Genomic DNA, 16,368 nt, shown 5'->3' with positions numbered 1-16,368 from the left:
TTAATCCTCCTGTGAACTGACCATCTTAACTATTTCTTCCATTTTGTTTCCTCTTGAACCCTTAACCAAAATTGTATCACCTTTTTTTATTAAATCCAGTAACACTCTGGAGGCTTCCTGATTATTATCAGCCTGATAAACGTTCTTCATACCCTCTTTTTCGGCACTCCTGGCCGTCAACCTCCCCAGTTCTCCAACTGTAATTAAAACATCTACATTTCTTTCTGCAACATATCTACCAAGGTCAACATGGGCCTTCTCTTCCATGTCGCCGAGTTCGAGCATACCTCCAAGAACGGTTATCACTCTTTCCTGTGCTATATCAAAAGTGGCCTCAATAGCAGCTTTCATGGAAAGAGGATTGGCATTATAGGTGTCGTTTATCAGGGTAATCTCGTTACCTAAATCTCTGACATCCCATCTTAATGATGACAGATCAATATTATACAGACCATTTTTTATACCACCCCAGTCCACCCTTAAATAACGGGCTACTGCGATGGCCGCCAGGGCATTATAGACATTATGCTTTCCCGGTTTTTGTAAAGTAATTCTTTCTTTTTCGGTCTTATAATGGGCAATAAAACTTATATTTTTATTTTTTTCATCAACTTTTATGTGTTCAGCATAAACATCGGCCTCAGGAGAAAACCCATAATATATTACTTTTTTCCCCTCTACATAATCCTTCATGTCCCTGACATATTTGTTATCATAGTTAAGAATTGCCAGACCATTGGTAGGAAGTCCTTCTATCAACTCCCTCTTACCCCGGGCCACATTACCGACTGTCTTTAAATTTTCAAGATGAGTGGGACCCACGTTAGTGATAACACCTATATCTGGTTTGGAAATACTGGCCAGAAGTTCTATCTCCCCCAGTTTACTCATTCCCATTTCGAGGACAGCAATCTCCTCATCCCCATCTAATGAAAGCAATGTCAGGGGAAGACCATAGTAATTATTTAAATTACCCCTGGTTTTAGTAACATTATATTTTTCCTTCAATACTGAAGCAATCATATCTTTGGTAGTAGTTTTGCCGGCACTACCGGTTATACCGATTACCGTTAAACCCTTTATTAACATCCGGTGATACCGGGCCAGATCCTGGAGGGCCCTGGTAGTATCCTCGACAAGGATGATTCCTACCCCTGGATAGGCCTTTATACTGTGATCCACAATTAAAGCTCTGGCCCCTTTCGAAACCGCTTCAGGAATAAAACTATGACCATCAAAACGTTCCCCAATAATGGCAACAAACATATCACCAGGATTAATAGTCCTACTGTCTATAGATATATCAGTTATTTTACTCTTGGGGTCTCCCTGAATTATTTTTCCAGAAACAGCATTTCTAATCTCAGCCAGACTCATTGGTATCATGGTCTTCACCCTTTTTTCTATTTTTCAAAGCTTCTCTGGCTACTTCTCTATCATCAAAAGGAATAGTCTTATCCTTAAAAATCTGATAGGTTTCATGCCCTTTTCCAAAAATAATTACCATATCATCCTTACGGGCAGAGTTTATAGCAGAGAAGATTGCTTTTCTGCGGTCAGGTTCTTTAACATAGGGTGTATCTGAAATCACTTCTTCTTGTATACCTTTTTCAATATCCTTTATTATTTCCATGGGGTCTTCAGACCGGGGATTATCAGAGGTAATTATACAATAATCCCCCAGTTGGGTTGCAATTTTACCCATCAGTGGTCTTTTTCCCTTATCTCTGTCACCACCACAACCAAAAACAACTATTATATTTCCTTTAACAAATTCCCGGGCTGTTTCTAGCACATTTTCCATCCCATCAGGGGTATGGGCGTAATCCACCACAACTGCAAAATCCTGTCCTTCGTTAACCAGTTCAAACCTACCGGCAACTCCCTGGACTTTTTCAATTCCCGCTTTTATTGTTTCTCCATTAATTCCCAGCACATGTCCACAGGATATTGCAGCCAGTGAGTTATAAACATTAAAAAGACCGGTTAGATTAAGGTCAATCTTAAAACTCTCTTTACCGGAAACATGGTATGAAACACCTGTTGGCGACAGATTAATTTCATTAGCCTTTAAATCACAATCTCCTTCAATACCATAAGTTATAATATTACCTGTAGTAGACTTAATTATCTTATCTGAATGAGAATCATCAATATTAACAACCGCCCACCCTCCTGGTTCCAGTTGCCGGAAGAGGCGACTTTTTGCTTTAAGGTATTCATCAAGGGACTTATGGTAATCAAGATGGTCCTGACTAATATTTGTGAATACCCCTATTTTGAATTCCATACCTTCAACCCTTTTAAGATCAAGGGCATGGGAAGAAACCTCCATAACAGCATGGGTAACCCCGGAGTCAACCATTCTGGCAAAAAGGCGGTATAAATCCAGTGATTCAGGGGTAGTTCTGGTTGCTGGAAGAGTTTCATCACCAATTATATTTTTTATAGTCCCTACTAAACCAGTATTAAAACCGGCTTCTTCAAGTATAGCTTTTATGAGGTATGTTGTTGTAGTTTTACCATTAGTACCGGTTACTCCTATTAAAGATAAGTTTTTTAAAGGATAATTATAGAAAGTAGAGGCTAAATAACCCATAGTTTCCCGGCTATCATTAACCCGTATATAGGTAATATCTTCAGAATATACTTCCAGGTCTTTTTCTATAACTACAGCTACAGCCCCTTTTTTAATCGCTTTATCTATATATTTATGCCCGTCAGTATTAAAACCTTCTATACAAATAAAAAGGGAATTATCAGTAACCTGTCGGGAATCATAAACAATATTATCTATTTCTTTATCCAGGTCTCCCCTGGTTTCAACTGGTGTTATATCTTTAATTAATTCCGATATTTTCAATGTTCTTCCCCCCGTATTTATTTTAACCACATCAGGTTAAATTTAATCATCACTGACTTCAACTATTATAGTGGTGCCACCTGGAACCCTGCTGCCAGGCTCGATATCCTGGGTAATAATTAAACTTTCTTTACTGCCATTATAATCCATTTTAAGCCCCAGTTCAAAGAGTAGGTCTAATGCTTCATTAACCGTCATCCCAGTTAAATCAGGTACGGTTACATTATATTTTTGCTCAATACCTTCTCCTTCTTCTGTAAATATAATAACGGTTGTTCCCTCTTTTACCCTGGCACCTGGTAGGGGTACCTGTCGTAGTACCTTTTCCTTCATACCTACTAGTTTAACATCTAGACCGGCTTTTCTCAATACCTCTTCAGCTTTTATTGCCTTTTTCCCTATAATATCTGGTACAACTACCTCCTCAGTCTCTTCTTGTTTTTTATCGAGGGGGGAGTACTGGGGAGGTATATCAAGGTATCTAATAACATCAAGGGCAACATTTCTGAAAAGCGGTGCCGCCGTCTGGCCTCCATAATAGGGAAACCCGGTCACATCATATAAAACTACCAGAATTACAAAACGCGGGTTATCTACCGGAACTATACCTATAAAAGAAGAATCATAGACCTGAACCCCATAATGTTTGGCTGTACCGGTTTTACCACCTATTCTATAACCATCTATCTGGGCCTGAACTCCGGTACCATCAGCTACGACCTGTTCCAGTAATTTTAAAGTTCTCCGGGCAGTTTCCTCTGATATAACCTGTCTGACCCTGACCGGTTTAATCTCTTTAACCAACTCCCCATCAGGGGTCCTGATTTCCTTTACCAGCCTCGGTTTCATTAACATTCCGTCATTGGCAACTGCTGAAACTGCAGTTACCAGTTGAATGGGAGTAACAGTTATCCCGTGACCAAAAGACATTGTAGCCAGTTCAACCGGGCCGATGTCATCAAATCCAGGCAAAAGCCCTTCAGCCTCACCTGGTAATTTTATACCGGTATCTTTTCCAAACCCGAAAGCGTTAATATAGTTATAAAAACTTTCTTTACCTATTCTCATTCCAACCTGAACAAAACTAGGGTTGCATGAGTTTTTTACAACCTCAGCAAAGGATTGACTGCCATGGCCACCTGCTTTCCAGCATTTTATCCTCTCACCACTGACTATAATATACCCGGGATCAACAAAACGGTCATTTTCATTTACAACTCCCTCTTCGAGGGCTGTAGCCGTTGTTATAATTTTAAAGGTAGAGCCGGGCTCAAAGCCATCTGAAATAGCACGATTCCTCCAGTATTTTTGAGGAAAATCTCCAAAATTGTTGGGGTCATAAGCAGGCCGGTTGGCCAGAGCCAGGATACTACCTGTCTCCGGTTCCATAACAATTATAGTGCCTCCAGATATACTAAAATCTTTTAAAGCTCTGTCCAGTTCCCGCTCAGCTATATACTGGATTACTTCATCTATCGTCAGATAAAGATTATATCCATTTTCAGGGGGTACATACTCCTGTATCCCTCCCGGGATAGTCTGACCCGAAGCATCTCTTTCTACTTCAATTCTCCCAGGTATCCCTCTTAAATACCTGTCATAAAATAATTCTACACCATCAAGCCCCTGACTATCAATACCGGCAAAGCCAAGGATATGACAGGCGAGACTTCCCTTGGGATAATAACGTTTGCTTTCCTCTGTAAAAGTAATGCCGGGAAGATTTAATTTTCTAACCTGGTTGGCTGTTTTTTCATCTACCTTTCTTTTTATATATACAGCACTGGCGTTTTTCGTGAGTCGTTTATATATATATTCAGGCTCCATATCAAGAACTCTACTGAGCTTTTGAGCAGTTTGGCGGGGTTCTTTAACTTCTAGGGGTATCGCCATTACGGTCTCACTACTGGCACTAACAGCCAGTTTCCCCCCATTACGGTCAAAAATGGTGCCCCTTTTGGGCTCAACCTTTAAATGGCGCAACCTCTGATTTAAGGCTTCTTCCTGATAATGTTCACTATTAATAACCTGAATCCAGATCAGTCTTAACCCCAGAGAAAAAGTAAGTAAAAATAATATGATAAACAAAAATACTATTCTTTTTTTTATTTTTAACCCGGGCAGGTTCATGATCCAGCCTCCCTACTTACGGGAACCAGCCTTAACAGTACCAATTCTATCTATTATCTTATCAATAAAATGGAGAAAAAATATTTTATCTCTATCTGAATTCTTATTTTTATTACTGATATCTGTGTCATTATTATTCAAAACTATAATTTCTGTTTTTTCCGGTTCAACCATATGTAATTCATTCCTGGCAATCTTCTCTATTTTAGATAGCGAAGTTGCCCTGGCCAATTCCAGACTTAACTCATGGTTTTCTTTATCTATTTTTTGTAATTCATTCTGAAGTTCATTAACCTTATATGAGAGGTGGGTTATTGTCAGGGTCTGTGACAAATAGGCAACAATACAGGTTCCCATAATAATAATTACTATCAAATAAGTAAAAACAACCCTGGTTACAGAACGATTATTTTTACTTTTCTTATCTTCATTTTTTAAATTATTATAGTTATAGTCATACTTATAACTCGTCTGTAACAATTTATTCACCCACCTCTTAATTTAGAACTCTTTCAGCAACCCTGAGCCGGGCACTTCGGGCCCTTGGATTATTTTCAACTTCATTTTCCCCTGGTTTAACCGGTTTTTTAGTAATTATTTTAAGTTTCCTTTTATGGTCACAAACACATTCCGGGAAATCAGGGGGGCAAACACAATCCCGGGCCAGTTCTCTGAAGGTTTTTTTAACAATTCTATCTTCCAGAGAATGAAAACTAATGATACAAATTCTACCACCTGGTTTCAAAAATTTTACAACATGGTTTATGGTCTTTTTTAAAATATTTAATTCATCATTGGTTGCAATTCTCAGGGCCTGAAAAGTGCGACGGGCAGGATGTCCACCCTTTCGTCTGGCAGAAGCAGGAATAGCGTCTTTTATAATTGTGGTAAGCTGCAATGTGGTTTTAATTGGTTTATGTTGGCGGGACTTAATGATAAAGTTGGCAATCCGGGAAGCCCATCGTTCTTCCCCATATTCTTTAAATATATTTGTTAACTCTTCATGGGAAAAGTTATTTACTATATATTCTGCAGTCAGTTCCTGATTCTTATCCATTCTCATATCAAGGGGACCCTCTTTACGATAACTGAAACCCCTTTCCGGATTATCAAACTGTGGTGATGATACCCCCAGGTCAAACAACATTCCATCCACGGCTTTGATATTAAATTGTTCTAATATAAATGGTATATTTGTAAAATTATCATGTACAGTCCTTAAACTTGAATACTTTTTTAATCTCTTTTTAACCGACTCAATGGCCTCATGATCACGGTCAATCCCGATTACAAGGCCCCTGTCATTTATAGCCTTTATGATTTCTTCAGTATGGCCACCCCGACCCAGGGTGGCATCAATATATATTCCATTTTCTTTACACTTTAAATAGTCAAGTGATTCTTTTAATAATACAGGTTTATGTTCCAACAAAAACACTCCCATTTAAATACCTAAGTCTTCCATGGCAGCGGCAATTTCTTCATATGACTCTTCGGCAGAATCCAGGTATCCTCCCCATCTCTTGGAAGACCAGAGTTCAATTCTGTTAGCAAGTCCAATAATAACTACTTCTTTTTGCAGTTCTGCATATTCTCTTAAGTTTGAAGGAATTGAAATTCGCCCCTGCTTGTCAAATTCACATTCTGTTGCTCCCGAGAAAAAAAAGCGAACAAATGTCCTGGCATTTTTACTGGTTATCGGCAATGAAGTTAATTTTTTTTCTAATTTACTCCACTCATGCATAGGATATACAAAAAGGCAGTGGTCTAAACCCCGGGTGGCCACAAACTTATCCCCCAGCTCACTACGAAATTTAGCAGGAATTATTATTCTTCCTTTACTATCCATATTGTGTTTGTATTCACCCATAAACATGGTGGCTCACCCTCTACCACTTTTTAACCACAATACCCCACTATCTACCACTATATTTATTTATTCTTTGTTGCTAAAAAAAATCCTTTTTATTTTTTCACTTTTTATCTATTTATTGCATATTATACTTGTGAAGAACAGGAGGGAATTCGTATGAAAATTAATTTCTTCTTTGCCTGGACTAAAAACAAGGATAAAAAAGATGAATACACCAAAACAATCGGTGGTGCTTTTAAATTGCCTTCCTTTTTAAAATGGCTTAAAATATTTAAACGAAACAAACAAAAATAAAAAAGAGCGCCCGGAAGGGACACTCTAACAAAATCTTAACTATTAGGTTTAAATATAATATTAAAATTATGTCAGATTTCGACCTCTGGTAATACTCTTTTCTCCATAACGATCTTTTATTTTATCGATAGTAGAAGTAAGCCTTTTTTTCCTTACTCTGTCAGTAAATAATGATAACTGAATGCCATTATTGTCGGTAAGATTAGCCATACCTATTCCCAGAAGCCTTATGGGTTTACTTAATAAGTTGTGTTTTTTAATTAATAATAAACCTGTCCTATAAATACTATCTGTATCATCAACATACTCCTTTATGGTAGTTCGGCGAGTCAGGGTAACCCTGTTATTATATCTTACCTTAATAAATACTGTACTCCCTTTCAAGCAGTTTTTTCTTAAACGACGCGCCACACGTTCCGACATATTCATCAAATGGGACATAACCTCATCAGGGTCTATAAGGTCATCACTGAAAGTTTCTTCATGGCTTATTGATTTTATATCACTTCCAGGCTCCACATGACGGTCATCAATTCCTCTGGCCAGATAATATAGTTGAAGTCCCTGTTTTCCCAGTATACCTTTTAAATCTGATTTAGATAAATGCCTTAACATACCAACTGTTTTTATCCCTTTACTTAAAAGTAATTGCTCTGTCTTTTTTCCTATCCCCCAGACCTCACCAACACATAATTTGTTGAGAATTTTGTCTACATTATTATCATCAATGATAAAAAAGCCATCTGGTTTATCCATTCCAGATGCAAGCTTGGCCAGAAACTTATTATATGACAAACCAATGGAAGCAGTTAATCCGAGCTGCTCTTTTATTTTGTTCTTTATTTTTTTACCAATTTCAACAGAAGAACCAAAGAGGCGATGACAGCCTGTTAAATCAAGAAAGGCTTCATCTATAGAAACCTTCTCCACCAGAGGAGTATAAGTATTAAATATCCTGAATATTTTTTCTGAAATTTCCCGGTACCTGCTATGCCTCCCTTTTACAAAAATACCTTCAGGGCAAAGCCGCCTGGCCTCTACCACTGACATAGCAGACTTTACCCCGTATTTGCGGGCTTCGTATGAAGCAGTGGATACCACACCGCGATTTTCCAAATCTATTCCACCTACAATGACCGGTTTCCTTCTAAATTCAGGATTGTCGAGCTGTTCCACAGAGGCAAAAAAGGCATCCATATCTACATGCATAATATCCAATTCCATGTTTGTCGCCCCCTGGTTTGTTTTGGCCTAAACCTATCTGTCCTCCAGGGCAAGTTCTATTAATTTATCTATTAAATCAGGGTAGTTAAGACCGGTTGCTTCCCATAATTTGGGGTACATACTATATTGAGTAAAACCAGGTATTGTATTAATCTCATTTACTAAAAGCACTCCGTTATTCTTTAAGAAAAAATCAACTCTGGCAAACCCATTACCATCAATAGCTTTAAAAGCTTTAATTGCCAGGTTTCTGGCCTTATCAATAACACTTTCATCCAGAGAGGCAGGTATCACCAGTCGGGTTTTGTTATCTTTATATTTAGCTTCGTAATCATAAAACTCTTTTCCGGGAAGAATTTCACCGGGTAGTGAAGCTTCAACCTGGTCATTACCCAGCACTGAACACTCTATTTCTCGCCCCTCTACAAATTCTTCAAAAATAAGTTTACGGTCATAATAAAATCCCTTTTCCAGGGCCTTTTTTACTTCCCCAGGAGAATGAACCTTGCTGACCCCGATGCTTGATCCCATATTAGCCGGTTTAACAAAACAGGGCCATCCTAAAAATCGATCTATTTCTGAGATAATGCCATCCAGTCCATTTTCTAAATGATTCTGTCGATAAACCCTGTATCTGGCCTGGGGAATTTTATGATAGCTAAATAAGTTTTTCATTATTTCCTTATCCATACCGGCTGCCGAAGATAAAACACTGGCTCCTATATAGGGGATATCAAGACAATCTAAAAATCCCTGAAGCTTGCCATCCTCTCCATAAGGACCGTGTAAAACAGGAAAAACAATATCCAGTTTGTGATCCAGGAATACCCTGACACTCTCTGTAATACACCTATCTTTACTGGCTTTAACTTCATTTATTCCATTGTTCAGTATATTCCACGATTCCTCGGGTCCGACCCATTGACCTTTTTTGGTTATACCAAAGGGAATTACCTTATATTTTTCTTTTTTGGCCATTTTGACAACTGACCTGGCCGACATAACAGAAACTTCATGTTCCTGAGAGCGTCCCCCAAACAAAACTCCAAGCCTTAATTTACTCACACCAAGACCCCTTTCTTAATCTCCTTTCTTATATACATAACTTTATTTTCCTTATTAATAATTACAGCATTTTAACGATAATATTACTTAAAATAATTTAAATGCATTGCCTCCCGTACTTCTTCAAGTGTCTTTTTGCCTATTTCCCTGACTTTTTTAGTGCCTGCCATTAATATTTCGTCAACAATATCAGGATTCTGTTCATATTTAACACGGCGCTCCCTCATTGGTTCCAGTAGATTATTTAAAACCTCTGCCAGACGCTTTTTACAGGCCACACAGCCAATTTTTCCAGCCCGACATTTTTCCTCAATTTCATTAACTTCATCTGAATTAAAAGCCTTATGATACTCAAAAACAGTACAAACTTCAGGATGTCCCGGATCAGTTTTCCTGATACGGGCCGGGTCAGTTACCGCCTTTTGAACCTTTCTATTAACCTCTTCTTCACTATCAGAAAGATAAATAGCATTATCCAGGCTTTTACTCATTTTGCTTTTGCCATCAAGCCCAACCAACCTTGGTATATCACTGACAAGTGCTTCGGGTTCTGGAAATACAGGAGCATATAGATTGTTAAATTTTCTTACAATTCTTCTGGTCTGCTCAATATGAGGAAGCTGATCTTCACCTACGGGGACCAGATTGGCTTTACAGAAAGTAATGTCAGCTGCCTGACTAACCGGATATCCCAGAAAACCATATGTCATATCATTATAGCCATACTGGGCAGCTTCAGACTTAATAGTTGGATTATGCCGTAATTGGTTAACAGTAACAATCATAGAATAAAAAACAGTCAACTCTGCAATTTCAGGTACCATAGATTGAACAAATATTGTTGTCACTTCAGGGTCTATCCCAACAGCAAGATAATCTGTGGCTACCTGCCTGACATCCCGGGACAGCTTTTCAGGTGTTTCAAAATTGGTTGTCAGGGCCTGAACATCAGCAATTATTAAAAAGGTATCATATTCTTTTTGTAATCTTACCCTGTTTTGCAGACTCCCTACATAATGACCCAGGTGTAATTTCCCGGTCGGCCTATCTCCTGTTAATATCCTTTTCTTTTTTTTCTCTGCCATTATAACCACCCCTCCTGTTATTTCCTCAATAATATGCATTATAAAAAAATGCCCATCCCATATAAAAAGCAAAGGGCATAAGGTTCCACAAAAGGAAAATTATTTTTATTTATCATACCAAAATCGTAATAAACAGTCAAGAAAATTAACTGACCCTTATCAGCTCTGTTACTATACTATAAAGAAACCTTGCATATTCAGATGAATTATGTTAAAATAAATTAATAATAGTTACTAATTACACTTTCCTTTATCAAGGGGGTGACAATATGGTAAAAAATAAAAGAAAAAAGACAAGGATGACCAAACAACGCAAGGCCATACTTAAAGTATTAAAGAGCACAAAGTCCCATCCTACTGCTGACTGGGTTTATGAACAGGTAAAAGAAGAAATACCCAATATCAGTCTTGGTACTGTTTATAGAAATCTAAACGTACTGGCTGAAATGGGAAAAATAATGGTCCTGGATTATGGGAGTACCTACAGCCGTTATGACGGCAACCCTGAAAACCATTATCATTTTAAATGTTTGGAATGTGGGCGTGTTTATGATGTGGATATTCCAGTAAAAGAATCCCTTAATAAAGAAGTTAATGAAAATACTGCCTTTAAAGTCACTTATCATCGTACTGAATTTTACGGGGTATGTCCAGAATGTCAAAACAAAAATTAAAGTTTAACACAGGGTAAATACCATAAATTAAAAGGTATTTACCTGTTTTATTATATTAAACAAATTTTATAACTAAAAAGTTTATGATTCTTTTTTATTCAGGACTATTCTCTTCTATCTGTTTCCTGGCCAGAGAATCAGCCTTTTCGTTATATTCATCACCTGAATGTCCTTTTACTTTTTTAAACTTAATGTTAAATTTACTGGATAGATTATCAAGCTTTAACCACAGATCCTTATTGGAAACAGGTTTATTACTACTTGTTTTCCACCCCCGTTTTTTCCAGTCATCAATCCAGCTCTTCATACCGTTTATTATGTAACTTGAATCAGAATAAACATGGACCTCTCTACCCTCTTTTATCTCTTTTAAAGCTTCTATTACAGCCCTCAGTTCCATCCTGTTATTGGTGGTTTCATCTTCATACCCGGCTACTACTCTTTCCTGCCCCTGATTCAATATAACAGCAGCATAACCACCTGGTCCCGGGTTCCCGGAACAGGCACCATCTGTATATACTTTAATTGGTTCCATCTTTGTCATCTCCCTTGTTATTGAAATATCCCTCTCTTTAAAATTAACTCCATTATTATCACAACAGGGTATAATATCAAGAACTGGGGTCTCATCCCTGATATCGACTGGATCTATAATCAACTTACTGTTTTTTAAATCCTTTACTTTAACAAGATCTATAGCCAGATTATTTAAACTGTTAACGGTATCACAATCATAATAAATAATATATAATTGTTTATTATTTTTATAAATGTTTATTTTATTTTTCAATTCTTCCTTAAGCTTAATATAATAATTACTGGAATTGGATATTTGTTTTTGGTTTATTTTATTTTTAATCGGGGTTTTTACATAAGCGACAGCTTTAATTTTAAACATCTTCATCTCCACCTTTAATCCCTTCTCCGTTAGACCGGTTTCCCATTACATTATATTTAGATAACTCTTTTAAATACAGACGCTGGGTTGGATATGCAAAATTTATGTCATCCTCCTGTAAAAAAGACCTCAGGATATCTTCCCAGATTAAGTTTTCACTGGTCCTTCTATTTCTTGCTTCACATAGATACCTGACAGTCAAAAGAATCCCACTATCTTTGACATTGGTATACACAATGGGAGTCAATTTGCCATATTGTATCAGGTATTTTTTTGATGCCTGTTTAAGTTTTTTTTTCGAACAATATTTTCAGTATCCTCAACATATTTACTCACAATATCCAGTAATATTTGTCTGGCCTTCTCCCAGTTGCTTTCAAAGGTTACCAGCACCGGTATCTCGTTCCATATATACTCAAATCCGGCAGTATAATTGGCCACACTGGTATTTAATACCTTCCCATTGGGAATATGTAATACCCTTCCGGTACTCTGATCTGCCTGTACCCATTCACCAATCTCAACTAAAGAAAACTGAAATATTCGTATATCTATAACATCACCTGAGTACTCTCCAATTTGAATCCTGTCTCCCAGGGTAAAAGGTCGCTTCCAGATTATAAATAACCACCCTACAAGATTAGAAAGCAAATCTCTGAGGGCAATAGCCAGACCAGCTGAAAACAGTCCCAGAAAAGTCATCAGGGATTGAAACCCTTTTAACCAGAGGGGTAACACAAATATTATTCCTGATAAAAAAGATAAATAATTTGATACCTTTCTCCATCTGTATTTAAGAGCAACATCATCAACCTTTGAACTAATTATTTTGTTAATACCCCACCTTATAATTGCTATAACAGTAACAATAATAACTGTATAAATTAATTTGTTTCTGTATTCTGAATTTATATTAATAAAGTTATCTAACCACTCCATATAAACACAACCTTTATTAAAGTTAACATCTATTTTACTTTTCTTTTTCCTGTTTTTTTTCGAGTTCTTCTAAAAAATCAACAGCTCTACGAAGATGAGGTATAACTATAGAACCCCCGACTATTAAGGCTACACTAAATATTTCAAAGAATTCTTCCCTAATAACACCTTCTTCTTTACATCTAATTAGATGATATTTAATACAATCATCACACCTTAATACCATTGAAGAAACAAGACCCAGCATCTCCTTTGTTTTGCTGGAGAGATAACCATCTTTATAAACCCTGGTGTCCAGGTTAAAAAAACGGTTTATATTCAAATTTTTTTCAGATAATATTTTTTCATTCATTTTTTCCCGGTATTCTCTAAACATTTTCAAATCATCCATAAAAATCCCCCTTAATAATATTATTAAACTGATAAACGCTACAACATATCTGGTTTTACTTCCTGGCTTATCGCTTTGTCTAATTTACTTGTTACAGGAATTATTAACAAAAATAAATAATATACATTCTTGATAATCATTATATATGAGAGGCTTTTAAAATTCAATCAGACTGGGAAAATAAACTAAACTATGGTATTATTAATTTAATCTATTATATCAATAAAGGTTATATGTAATTAAATAAAAAATGGAGGTAAAAATATATGCTATTCAAAATAATAATTATATTACTGGCTGGAACCGGAGCCGGTTTTATTAATACCATGGCCGGTGGTGGTTCCCTCCTGACTTTACCTGCTTTAATTTTTATGGGACTCCCCCCGGCTGTAGCCAATGGTACAAACAGAATTGCTATATTACTACAGAATATTGTGGCAACTTTAAACTTTAAACAAAAAGGTTATTTTAACCTCAAAATATCATTAATGGTAGCTATTCCGGCTGTCTTTGGATCATTTATAGGTGCCAGAATAGCAATAAATTTACCCGGAAAACTTTTTAATAAAATTCTGGCCCTGGTCATGATTACTATGTTAATTTTAATTCTCTGGAACCCTGGCCGAAATGTTAAGAAGCATAAAAATAGTTTATTGAATAATAAAATAACTACCATTATTGTATTTTTCTTTATAGGTATTTACGGGGGTTTTATTCAGGCTGGAGTCGGTATTCTAATAATCAGTACTTTAACAATTATGTCAGGTTTATCTCTGGTAAGGATTAATAGTATAAAGGTATTTGTTGTGGGGTTATATACTTTGTCATCTCTTATAATATTTATATCCACCAATAACATTGACTGGTTGGCCGGTTTGCTTCTGGCCTGTGGTAATTCCCTGGGAGCCTATCTGGGAAGTAACCTTGCCATAAAAAAAGGTGATAAACCAATTAAATTTATATTAACAATTGCTGTAATCTCAATGTCCATAAAATTAATAATTGAATAGGCACAAATTTTAATATAAAAGCTTTTGATATAAAAGGTATAATAATTTATTTTAATCATTGGTTCTTAAATTAATCATTGCTTTTTAAAAATATAGATCCTGATATAAATTAATCTCCGGAATTTTTAGAATAATAATTTTTGGAATAATAAATAAAATCGGGCATAAAAAAATGGCTCCCCGAGCAGGACTCGAACCTGCGACTCGATGGTTAACAGCCATCTGCTCTACCAACTGAGCTATCGGGGAACGCCACTTATTAAATCTATTAAATTTTAATATTAAATATCCGGCAGCGACCTACTCTCCCACGGGGTTACCCCCGCAGTACCATAGGCGCTGGAGGACTTAACTTCTGTGTTCGGAATGGGAACAGGTGTTGCCCCTCCGCTATTGCCACCGGAAAACTTTTTGCTTATCTCTCATTCGCATATTCTATTATAACAGATTTTTTCGCCTTGTCAACACTTTATTTCAGCTTTTTTAACTTTTTGGCCTCTCAATATTAACCACTTTCACACCTTCAAAACAGCATACAATGATGAGATGAGATTAAGCCCTCGACCTATTAGTACCGGTCAGCTTAACGAATTACTCCGCTTCCACCTCCGGCCTATCTACCTGATCATCTCTCAGGGGTCTTACCTCCTTAAAGAGTGGGATACCTTATCTTGAGGGTGGCTTCACGCTTAGATGCTTTCAGCGTTTATCCACTCCACACATGGCTACCCAGCTATGCCCCTGGCGGAACAACTGGTTCACCAGCGGTGTGTCCATCCCGGTCCTCTCGTACTAGGGATGGCTCCCCTCAAGTATCCTGCGCCTGCGACGGATAGGGACCGAACTGTCTCACGACGTTCTGAACCCAGCTCGCGTACCGCTTTAATGGGCGAACAGCCCAACCCTTGGAACCTGCTTCAGCTCCAGGATCCGACGAGCCGACATCGAGGTGCCAAACCTCCCCGTCGATGTGAACTCTTGGGGGAGATAAGCCTGTTATCCCCGGGGTAACTTTTATCCGTTGAGCGACGGCGATTCCATGCTCCACCGCCGGATCACTAAGCCCGACTTTCGTCCCTGCTCGACCTGTATGTCTCGCAGTCAAGCTCCCTTCTGCCTTTACACTCTTCGTGCGATTTCCATCCGCACTGAGGGAACCTTTGGGCGCCTCCGTTACCTTTTAGGAGGCGACCGCCCCAGTCAAACTGCCCGCCTGACAATGTCCCATGACCGGTTTACGGCCACTGGTTAGAATTTCACTACAGGAAGGGTGGTATCCCACCGGCGGCTCCACTGATGCTGGCGCACCAGCCTCTCAGCCTCCCACCTATCCTGTACATCCTGTAGCAAAACCCAATATCAGGCTACAGTAAAGCTCCACGGGGTCTTTCCGTCCTGTCGCAGGTAGTGAGCATCTTCACTCACACTACAATTTCGCCGAGTCCCTTGTTGAGACAGCGCCCAAGTCGTTTCGCCTTTCGTGCAGGTCGGAACTTACCCGACAAGGAATTTCGCTACCTTAGGACCGTTATAGTTACGGCCGCCGTTTACTGGGGCTTAGGTTCAGACCTTCGCTTGCGCTAAGCCTTCCCCTTGACCTTCCAGCACCGGGCAGGCGTCAGCCCCTATACTTCGTCTTTCGACTTAGCAGAGACCTGTGTTTTTGATAAACAGTCGCTTGGGCCTGGTCACTGCAACCGCCTCGGGCTTTCACCCTATCGCGGCACCCCTTCTCCCGAAGTTACGGGGCCATTTTGCCGAGTTCCTTAACAAGGGTTCTCTCGCGCGCCTTGGGATTCTCTCCCTGCCTACCTGTGTCGGTTTCCGGTACGGGCACTATTAACCTCACTAGCGGCTTTTCTCGGCGGCTCATTGGACAACTTCGCCTCATTCGGCTCGACATCACCCTCCGGAGTTATGGA

16 protein-coding genes, 1 tRNA gene and 2 rRNA genes (1 of these 19 running past the window's edge) are annotated in these 16,368 nt (G+C 38.3%); 3 read left to right on the top strand and 16 right to left on the bottom strand.

Annotated elements, in window-relative coordinates:
- Genes HORE_RS04770 through mraZ form a run of 6 tightly spaced genes read right to left on the bottom strand, consistent with a single transcriptional unit; the run spans position 1 to position 6,869 of the window.
- The gene (locus HORE_RS04770) at positions 1-1,386 is read right to left on the bottom strand and encodes a UDP-N-acetylmuramoyl-tripeptide--D-alanyl-D-alanine ligase (protein WP_012635848.1); all 1,386 of its coding nucleotides are present in this window, start codon (positions 1,384-1,386) and stop codon (positions 1-3) included.
- On the bottom strand, positions 1,364-2,863 hold the full coding sequence (locus HORE_RS04765) for a UDP-N-acetylmuramoyl-L-alanyl-D-glutamate--2,6-diaminopimelate ligase (RefSeq protein WP_012635847.1): 1,500 nt from the start codon (positions 2,861-2,863) through the stop codon (positions 1,364-1,366). Before HORE_RS04765 ends, HORE_RS04770 begins: the two co-directional genes overlap by 23 nt.
- A 42-nt stretch (positions 2,864-2,905) precedes the next feature.
- The gene (locus HORE_RS04760) at positions 2,906-4,993 is read right to left on the bottom strand and encodes a stage V sporulation protein D (RefSeq protein WP_012635846.1); all 2,088 of its coding nucleotides are present in this window, start codon (positions 4,991-4,993) and stop codon (positions 2,906-2,908) included.
- A gap of 12 nt (positions 4,994-5,005) precedes the next feature.
- Positions 5,006-5,482: a cell division protein FtsL gene (locus HORE_RS04755; RefSeq protein ID WP_143710027.1), complete on the bottom strand. Its 477-nt coding sequence runs from the start codon at positions 5,480-5,482 to the stop codon at positions 5,006-5,008.
- Positions 5,483-5,489: 7 nt separating this feature from the next.
- Positions 5,490-6,425 carry a 16S rRNA (cytosine(1402)-N(4))-methyltransferase RsmH gene (gene rsmH / locus HORE_RS04750; protein WP_012635844.1) on the bottom strand — a complete coding sequence of 312 codons (936 nt, stop codon included), beginning with the start codon at positions 6,423-6,425 and terminating at the stop codon, positions 5,490-5,492.
- Between the two features lie 12 nt (positions 6,426-6,437).
- Positions 6,438-6,869, bottom strand: a complete 432-nt coding sequence (gene mraZ / locus HORE_RS04745) for a division/cell wall cluster transcriptional repressor MraZ (RefSeq protein WP_012635843.1) — start codon at positions 6,867-6,869, stop codon at positions 6,438-6,440.
- A gap of 153 nt (positions 6,870-7,022) precedes the next feature.
- Between mraZ and HORE_RS12900 the strand changes: the two genes are divergently transcribed.
- Complete coding sequence (locus tag HORE_RS12900) at positions 7,023-7,160, top strand: hypothetical protein (RefSeq protein WP_167935760.1); 138 nt, start codon at positions 7,023-7,025, stop codon at positions 7,158-7,160.
- Positions 7,161-7,226: 66 nt separating this feature from the next.
- Here HORE_RS12900 and HORE_RS04740 read toward each other — a convergent pair whose 3' ends face one another.
- The 3 genes from HORE_RS04740 to trpS form a co-directional block, all read right to left on the bottom strand.
- A complete protein-coding gene (locus HORE_RS04740) occupies positions 7,227-8,384 on the bottom strand; it encodes a DNA polymerase IV (protein WP_012635842.1) in 1,158 nt (385 codons plus the stop codon).
- A 33-nt stretch (positions 8,385-8,417) separates the two neighbouring features.
- A complete protein-coding gene (locus tag HORE_RS04735; RefSeq protein ID WP_012635841.1) occupies positions 8,418-9,449 on the bottom strand; it encodes a D-alanine--D-alanine ligase family protein in 1,032 nt (343 codons plus the stop codon).
- Positions 9,450-9,532: 83 nt separating this feature from the next.
- Positions 9,533-10,534, bottom strand: coding sequence for a tryptophan--tRNA ligase (gene trpS, locus HORE_RS04730; RefSeq protein ID WP_012635840.1), 1,002 nt, complete (start codon positions 10,532-10,534; stop codon positions 9,533-9,535).
- A 269-nt stretch (positions 10,535-10,803) separates the two neighbouring features.
- On the opposite strand from trpS, the gene HORE_RS04725 reads away from it, so the two are divergent.
- Complete coding sequence (locus tag HORE_RS04725; RefSeq protein ID WP_012635839.1) at positions 10,804-11,208, top strand: Fur family transcriptional regulator; 405 nt, start codon at positions 10,804-10,806, stop codon at positions 11,206-11,208.
- Between the two features lie 94 nt (positions 11,209-11,302).
- Here the strand turns inward: HORE_RS04725 and rnhA are convergent, their stop codons facing one another.
- The 4 genes from rnhA to HORE_RS04710 form a co-directional block, all read right to left on the bottom strand.
- The gene (rnhA, locus tag HORE_RS13290; RefSeq protein WP_167935798.1) at positions 11,303-11,743 is read right to left on the bottom strand and encodes a ribonuclease HI; all 441 of its coding nucleotides are present in this window, start codon (positions 11,741-11,743) and stop codon (positions 11,303-11,305) included.
- Positions 11,744-12,098: 355 nt separating this feature from the next.
- Positions 12,099-12,308, bottom strand: a complete 210-nt coding sequence (locus HORE_RS13065) for a hypothetical protein (protein WP_012635837.1) — start codon at positions 12,306-12,308, stop codon at positions 12,099-12,101.
- 59 nt (positions 12,309-12,367) lie between these two features.
- A complete protein-coding gene (locus tag HORE_RS04715; protein ID WP_012635836.1) occupies positions 12,368-13,045 on the bottom strand; it encodes a mechanosensitive ion channel family protein in 678 nt (225 codons plus the stop codon).
- Positions 13,046-13,079: 34 nt separating this feature from the next.
- Positions 13,080-13,436, bottom strand: a complete 357-nt coding sequence (locus HORE_RS04710; RefSeq protein ID WP_012635835.1) for a carboxymuconolactone decarboxylase family protein — start codon at positions 13,434-13,436, stop codon at positions 13,080-13,082.
- Positions 13,437-13,702: 266 nt separating this feature from the next.
- Here HORE_RS04710 and HORE_RS04705 point away from each other — a divergent pair, with 266 nt between their 5' ends.
- Positions 13,703-14,446, top strand: coding sequence for a sulfite exporter TauE/SafE family protein (locus HORE_RS04705; RefSeq protein ID WP_012635834.1), 744 nt, complete (start codon positions 13,703-13,705; stop codon positions 14,444-14,446).
- A gap of 173 nt (positions 14,447-14,619) precedes the next feature.
- Here the strand turns inward: HORE_RS04705 and HORE_RS04700 are convergent.
- The 3 genes from HORE_RS04700 to HORE_RS04690 all read right to left on the bottom strand — a co-directional run.
- Positions 14,620-14,695, bottom strand: a tRNA-Asn gene (locus tag HORE_RS04700).
- Between the two features lie 38 nt (positions 14,696-14,733).
- Positions 14,734-14,850 (bottom strand): 5S ribosomal RNA (gene rrf / locus HORE_RS04695).
- Between the two features lie 144 nt (positions 14,851-14,994).
- A 23S ribosomal RNA gene (locus tag HORE_RS04690) occupies positions 14,995-16,368 on the bottom strand (it continues 1,595 nt past the right edge of the window).

This window comes from Halothermothrix orenii H 168 (genome assembly GCF_000020485.1).
Lineage (GTDB): Bacteria > Bacillota > Halanaerobiia > Halanaerobiales > Halothermotrichaceae > Halothermothrix > Halothermothrix orenii.
This window is presented reverse-complemented; position numbering and strand designations above follow the sequence as displayed.

Excerpts from the sequence above, each read along its gene's own strand:
- HORE_RS04770 (WP_012635848.1), bottom strand. The coding sequence starts at position 1,386 with ATGATACCAATGAGTCTGGCTGAGATTAGAAATGCTGTTTCTGGAAAA.
- HORE_RS04760 (WP_012635846.1), bottom strand. The coding sequence starts at position 4,993 with ATGAACCTGCCCGGGTTAAAAATAAAAAAAAGAATAGTATTTTTGTTT.
- mraZ (WP_012635843.1), bottom strand. The coding sequence starts at position 6,869 with ATGTTTATGGGTGAATACAAACACAATATGGATAGTAAAGGAAGAATA.
- HORE_RS12900 (WP_167935760.1), top strand. The coding sequence starts at position 7,023 with ATGAAAATTAATTTCTTCTTTGCCTGGACTAAAAACAAGGATAAAAAA.
- HORE_RS04740 (WP_012635842.1), bottom strand. The coding sequence starts at position 8,384 with ATGGAATTGGATATTATGCATGTAGATATGGATGCCTTTTTTGCCTCT.
- trpS (WP_012635840.1), bottom strand. The coding sequence starts at position 10,534 with ATGGCAGAGAAAAAAAAGAAAAGGATATTAACAGGAGATAGGCCGACC.
- HORE_RS04725 (WP_012635839.1), top strand. The coding sequence starts at position 10,804 with ATGGTAAAAAATAAAAGAAAAAAGACAAGGATGACCAAACAACGCAAG.
- rnhA (WP_167935798.1), bottom strand. The coding sequence starts at position 11,743 with ATGGAACCAATTAAAGTATATACAGATGGTGCCTGTTCCGGGAACCCG.
- HORE_RS04715 (WP_012635836.1), bottom strand. The coding sequence starts at position 13,045 with ATGGAGTGGTTAGATAACTTTATTAATATAAATTCAGAATACAGAAAC.
- HORE_RS04710 (WP_012635835.1), bottom strand. The coding sequence starts at position 13,436 with ATGGATGATTTGAAAATGTTTAGAGAATACCGGGAAAAAATGAATGAA.
- HORE_RS04705 (WP_012635834.1), top strand. The coding sequence starts at position 13,703 with ATGCTATTCAAAATAATAATTATATTACTGGCTGGAACCGGAGCCGGT.